Annotated in this window: 5 protein-coding genes; 2 read left to right on the top strand and 3 right to left on the bottom strand. The window is 61.7% G+C overall.

Features of this window, described 5'->3' with window-relative positions; all coding sequences use genetic code 11:
- Positions 1–253 precede the first annotated feature (253 nt).
- The 3 genes from guaA to rplJ all read right to left on the bottom strand — a co-directional run bounded on the left by guaA (position 254) and on the right by rplJ (position 3,132).
- A complete protein-coding gene (gene guaA / locus QZ079_RS07365; protein WP_297037100.1) occupies positions 254–1,840 on the bottom strand; it encodes a glutamine-hydrolyzing GMP synthase in 1,587 nt (528 codons plus the stop codon).
- A gap of 326 nt (positions 1,841–2,166) precedes the next feature.
- Positions 2,167–2,508: a 50S ribosomal protein L7/L12 gene (gene rplL, locus QZ079_RS07360; protein WP_297037097.1), complete on the bottom strand. Its 342-nt coding sequence runs from the start codon at positions 2,506–2,508 to the stop codon at positions 2,167–2,169.
- A 102-nt stretch (positions 2,509–2,610) separates the two neighbouring features.
- A complete protein-coding gene (rplJ, locus tag QZ079_RS07355) occupies positions 2,611–3,132 on the bottom strand; it encodes a 50S ribosomal protein L10 (RefSeq protein ID WP_291290553.1) in 522 nt (173 codons plus the stop codon).
- Between the two features lie 398 nt (positions 3,133–3,530).
- Between rplJ and QZ079_RS07350 the strand changes: the two genes are divergently transcribed.
- Positions 3,531–5,309, top strand: a complete 1,779-nt coding sequence (locus QZ079_RS07350; protein ID WP_297037093.1) for an ABC transporter ATP-binding protein — start codon at positions 3,531–3,533, stop codon at positions 5,307–5,309.
- Positions 5,310–5,585: 276 nt separating this feature from the next.
- On the top strand, positions 5,586–6,353 hold the full coding sequence (locus QZ079_RS07345) for a helix-turn-helix domain-containing protein (protein WP_297037091.1): 768 nt from the start codon (positions 5,586–5,588) through the stop codon (positions 6,351–6,353).
- Positions 6,354–6,413: the final 60 nt, after the last annotated feature.

Genomic DNA, 6,413 nt, shown 5'->3' with positions numbered 1-6,413 from the left:
TTGTAGAAGCCTTTAAGGATAAACTGAAATAACCCTGCAAACGACAAAAACCCCGTACTGACTTTATTCCGTCAGTACGGGGTTTAATGTTAATATGGAGTTTTTTGTGAGCCTTCAGAAATTACTCTTTACCCACAAACCACTTGATACATCCGATAATGGTGTTCAAGTGTAATCTTATCAAAATCTTATCAACGAGGGTTTTGAAATCCTGCGAACCTGCATTATTACTGGGTTTTCAGACTTTTCTGGTTTATTCCCACTCGATCGTCGCGGGCGGCTTGGACGTGATGTCATACGCCACACGGTTCACGCCGGGAACCTCCGCCACGATGCGACCGGAAATCCTCGCCAGAACCTCGTACGGCAGTTTCGCCCAGTCGGCCGTCATGGCGTCGCTCGACTCAACGGCGCGCAGGATCACGGGGCGAGCGTACGTGCGCTCGTCGCCCATCACGCCCACGCTCTTGATATCCGGCAGCACGCAGAAGTACTGCCAGCAGCTATGCTCGCTGTTACGCTCGCCCGTCGCTTCGAACAGGCGCGCGTTGTAGGCATCGAGCTCCTCGCGCACGATCGCGTCGGCGTTCTTCAGGATCTCGAGCTTCTCGGGCGTCACCGAGCCGATGATACGAATCGCGAGACCAGGTCCGGGGAACGGCTGGCGGTACACGATGTGCTCAGGCAGGCCGAGCGCCAAGCCAAGCTCACGCACTTCATCCTTGAAGAAATGGTCGAGCGGCTCGATGAGGTCGAAATGCACCCCCTCCGGGAAGGGGATGAGGTTGTGATGGCTCTTGATGGTCGATGCCTTGCCGCCGGTCTTGCGCGCGCCGCTCTCGATGATGTCCGGATAGATGGTGCCCTGCGCCAGGTACTTCACCGGGCGGCCGTCCTCCGCGAGCTGCTGTGCCACCGCGAAGAACTCTTTCCAGAACTGCGTGCCGATAATCCGGCGCTTCTGCTCGGGGTCGGTCACGCCTGCGAGCAGTTCCGCATAGCGCTCCTCGGCATGCACGTGCACGAAATCGACGTCGAACTGCTTGGTGAAGACCTCCTCCACCTGCTCCGGCTCGCCCTTGCGCAGAAGACCATGGTTGATGAACACGCAGGTCATCTGGCGGCCGATGGCACGTGCGCCCAACGCCGCGACCACGCTTGAGTCCACGCCACCCGAAAGCGCCAGGATCACACGGTCGCTGCCAACCTGCTCGCGAATCTGCTCGGTCATAGACTCCGCAAGGTTATCCATCGTCCAATCCTGCTCAAGGCCGCAGATGTCGAAGAGGAAGTTCGAAAGAATCTGCTGGCCGAACTCCGTGTGGCGCACCTCGGGATGGAACTGCGTGGAGTAGAGCTTTCGATCGGGGCATTCCATGGACGCCACGGGGCACACGCTCGTGCGCGACGTCACCGCGAAGCCCTCCGGCACGCGCGAGACTGCGTCGCGATGGCTCATCCACACCGTCTGCTCGAGCGGCGTGGCGTTGAAGAGCGCGCTCTCACGTTCACGCTCGATGGTCGCAGGACCGTACTCGCCCACCTCGGAGTGTGCGACCTCGCCGCCGAGCGTCACAGCCATGATCTGGTGACCATAGCAGAAGCCCAGCACCGGTACGCCAAGCTCGAGCACACCGGGATCAATGGACGGCGCGTCCTCGGCGTAGACGGAAGCCGGGCCGCCGGACAGGATAATCGCCGAGGGCCACAGTGCGCGAACCTCATCGGCCGTGATGTCGCACGGGACGATCTCGGAATACACATGCAGGTCGCGAACGCGACGGGCGATGAGCTGCCCGTACTGCGCGCCGAAATCGAAGACGAGAACCTTCTGCGCCATGAAATGAAACTCCCTCTCTCACGAGCCGGACGCTCCGGGTGTCCCACGCAGACTCGTCGATCCGGAAGAACCCCGCTGCTTCCAGCACTCATTTTCACAAGTGTCCATGATACACACGGGAACCCGCCGCGTCGCGCACGCGAGAGATTCCCCATAAAGTCCGGCGATACATCGCAACGGCTCCCCCAAGATGCGCTTTTTTCAAAATCGAGGATCGCTCGTCCGCAAACAGACCGCTCGCCCGCAAACGAAAAAAGGGCGAGACCCGTATGGATCTCGCCCTTCGGCGTCAAGCAAACGCAGGCAGGCACGGGGCCTGCGGCGAACTACTTGAGGGAGACGGCAGCGCCGGCCTCCTCGAGCTTCGCCTTGGCGGCCTCGGCGTCCTCCTTCTTGACACCCTCGAGCACGGCCTTCGGAGCGCTCTCGACGACCTCCTTGGCCTCCTTGAGGCCGAGGCTGGTGAGCTCGCGGACGACCTTGATGACAGCGATCTTGTTGTCGCCGAAGCCCTCGAGCACGACGTCGAACTCGGTCTTCTCCTCCTCAGCGGGAGCGGCGGCGGAGACACCGAAGGTGTCCTCGATCATCTTGACGAGCTCGGAAGCCTCGAGCAGGGTCATTTCCTTAAGAGCCTCGATGATCTCTTCGTTGGTAAGCTTAGCCATGGTAAGCAATCCTTTCAGTTGCCGTGCGTCTTCGCACGGTAGCGAACGTATCAAGCGGCGCGCAAGCGCGCCGGGGTGCGCGGATACTCCGCGCCGGCTGTTTTACGCAGCCTTCTGCTCGGAGATCTGCTGGACGGTGCGGGCGAGACCGCTCGACACGCCGTTGACGCAGACCGCGATGTCGCGGGCGAAGCCGTTGATGAGGCCAGCGATCTGACCAAGAAGCTGATCCTTCGTAGGCAGGTCGGCGATAGCGTTGACCTCTTCGGCCGTAACCGCCTTGCCCTCGGAGATACCGCCCTTGATCTCGAGAACACCCTTGGACTTCGTGGCGAACTCCTTGAGCGCCTTCGCGGGCTCCACCGGATCCTGCGAGTAGAACACATAGGCGAGCGGGCCAACGAGAATCTCGTCGATCTCCGGCTGCTCCTGGTTCTTGAGCGCAAGACGGGTGAGGTTGTTCTTGTAGACCTTCATCTCGGCGCCGACCTCACGAAGCTGGTGACGCAGCTCCTGCGCCTGCTTCACGGTAAGGCCGTTGTAACCGACGACGAACACGCCGTTGCTGTCTGCGATGTGAGACTCGATCTCGGCAACCTTGTCGATCTTGTACTGCTGTGGCATCTGTTACACCTCCTCGTTACCTTTCCCAGGCACGACCCGCTTTAAGACTTGCGGGGATGTCTTGGAAAAGAAAACCCCCGCGCTGCGAGAGCGACGGGGGCGAGAAGACACATGAGCTATCTGCTCGACCACCTCGGCTGGCGGGTTACCCCATTGAGCCTTGGACCCGCCTCTCGGCACCGGCTGTCTCTGGCAGCGGGTTCGTGCGTGAACCAGCGAATAGTATGGCTTGTGGCGAGCCGCTCGTCAAGTGCGCACGAAAGCTTCATGTAACATTACCCCAGGGATTGTTTTACCTCGCGGGAATCTCGCCAGCGACAACACGTCGTGGTTCCAGATGCCCCGATGTAGAATAACTGCTTGGGTATTCTTACGCATTCGCCTGAAGGGAGCTTTCCGTGGCCTCCGTAACCCGCCGAACCCTGCATTACTTCTGGAGCGTCACGCGCATCCAGCTGCCGATGTTCGTGCTCGATGTCGCGGTCACGCTGGGCTACGTTTTCTTCCTCACGTTCGCGAACCCGCTTATCGTGGGCGCGATCGTCGACCGCGTGGGCGCGGGCGGCGTCGCCGCGGAAGATGTGCTCCCCGTATTCGGCCCCTACATCGCCGCGCTCATCGCGGTGAACGTCGCCGGCCAGGTGTGCAGCAAGCTGCAGGACTATGCCTGCGCCAAACTCGAGATTCGCGCCGGCTACGAACTCGGACGGCTCGCATTCGACACGCTTTCCAACCAATCGATGACGTTCCATACCAACCGCTTCGGCGGCGCGCTCGTGAGCTCCACGCAGAAGTTCATATCTGCCTACAGCCTGCTCATGGACAACTTCACCTACTCCGCACTGCCTACCGCCTCGACAGCCGTCCTCACCATCTGCATGCTCGCCCCGCTCGCGCCCGCGTTCGTCGCGATCCTCGTGGTGGTGCTCGCTGCCTACGTGGCGATCGTGTTCAAACTCTACCGCAAGATCCTGCCCATCAATGCCGCCGCAAGCGCTGCGCAGAACCGCCTCTCGGGCGAACTTTCAGATTCCATCACGAACATCCTCGCGGTAAAGACCGCGGGGCGCGAGGCATACGAACAGAGCATCTTCGAGGAGGCGAACCAGGACGTGCGCGCCGCCGATAGCCGACGCATGCGCCGCACGGTGAAGACCGGCGCCGTCACGAGCTCGCTCATCGTGATGATGATGGGGCTCGTCGCCGTGTTCATCGCGGGCGGCAACGCGTGGTTCGGCATCTCGGCCGGCACGCTCGTCATGATGTTCACCTATACGAATTCGCTCACCGGCCGCTTCAACATGCTGTCGCAGATGTTCCAGCAGATTAACCGCTCCTTCGGCGAAGCACACGACCTCACCGTCGCCCTCGACGAGCCACGCCTCGTGGCAGACGACCCCGATGCCCCCGCGCTCCACGTCACGGCGGGTGCCATCGATTTCTGCGACGTCGACTTCCACTATGCAGACGCGCGCACCGAAGACGCCGTGTTCCGCGGGTTCAACCTCCACATTCCCGCTGGTCAACGCGTTGGTCTCGTCGGGCGTTCGGGCAGCGGCAAGACGACGCTCACCACGCTTCTGTTGCGTCTTGCCGACCTTTCGGGCGGTAGCATCAAGATCGACGGCCAGGACATCGCGCACGTGAGCCAGGTGAGCCTGCGCCAGCATATCGCCTATGTGCCGCAGGAGCCGCTCCTCTTCCACCGCACCGTGCGTGAAAACATCGCCTACGGCCGGCCGGACGCCACGGAGAACGAGATACTGCGCGCCGCGCGCGAGGCAAACGCCCTCGAGTTCATCGAGCGCCTGCCGCGCGGACTCGACACGCAGGTGGGCGAACGCGGCGTGAAGCTCTCCGGAGGGCAGCGTCAGCGCATCGCCATCGCGCGCGCCATCCTCATGGACGCGCCGATCCTCGTGCTCGACGAGGCCACGAGCGCCCTCGATTCCGAAAGCGAGAAGCTCATCCAAGACGCGCTCGAGAACCTCATGCGCGACCGCACGTCGCTCGTCATCGCGCACCGCCTCTCGACCGTCGCCGCACTCGACCGCATCGTGGTCATTCGTGACGGCGAGATCGTGGAGGACGGACGGCACGCGGAGCTCGTGGGCGCCGATGGCGAGTATGCGCAGCTATGGAGCCGCCAGTCCGGCGCGTTTTTGGGGAGCGAATAGGGACGCGGCGGTTCGCGAGCTTGGCAGCGCGGCGCGTTCGCGACGATGCGACCAAGCGCAATCGCTGCTCCAAACGCGACAAACTACCAGGTATCGATCGCATGCAACCGCCAGTTGCGGAATTGCCAGCCGAAGATGGTGGCATGCGGGGACGCACCCGGTACACTAGAGGCGATCCGGTTCTAAGGCCGCCGCGCTAAGCCGTCGTACACAACGAGGGTCGCGGAGCGCCTTGGCATGCATGCGTAGGCACACCCCACCATGAAAGGAACCGTCATGAGCACGCCTCTCGCCCAGCGCCTCTACGAACTTCGGCGTTCCAGCGGCATCAGCCAGGAAGACCTTGCGCGAAAACTCGGTGTGAGCCGGCAGGCGGTATCGAAATGGGAGTGCGGCGAGTCCGTCCCGGGCACCGACAACCTTATTGCCCTCGCCTGTCTGTACGGAGTAGAGCTGGGGTCGCTCGTGGGAATTGATAACGATGCCGCCGGCGCAGAGAACGAAAACCCGGCGCAGACAATGGGCGGCTCCCCGACGACGGACTCGTTGCAGCAGGCGGATTGCCCAGCTGCCGAAAACCCCGCGCAGCCAGCCACCGCTCCTAGCCCCAGCGAGAACGAACCCGAAAGCCCGCGCCCCTTTCAGCGAAAGCTGCTGCTCATCACCTGCGGAATCGCCTCAACGCTGCTGACGCTCATGCTCGTATGGTGCGTACACGAAAGCAAGCCCGACTACATCATCATTGAAGGAACCGTCATCGCCTGCGACGAACGGCACGGCGATTTCGTTGTCGATATGGGTCCCACCGACTCCTACGAATCGCGCTACATAGTCTGCAGCGTCGATAGCAACACCATGTACACGGTATCGAATGAAGTTGATCCGCCGGATGCGCCCGACCTGCCGGAACCCATAACGGAAGACATCGAATTGCAAGCTGGTCAGCATGTGTGGGTAAGCTTCGATGTACGTGGCGGAAAGCCGTGGCCAGAGGCGCAAAACCTGGCAGAGTCTGTCGAAATCACAGAGGAAGACGACGAGTAACCCTATGAGCGAGCGTCTGAACAGCACCTCTGAGGCCACACGAGAGAATCGTGACGCGGG

Source organism: uncultured Enorma sp. (assembly GCA_905210055.1).
Lineage (GTDB): Bacteria > Actinomycetota > Coriobacteriia > Coriobacteriales > Coriobacteriaceae > Enorma.
The sequence above is the reverse complement of the archived record's forward strand: the minus strand, read 5'-3'. Positions and strand labels throughout refer to the sequence as shown.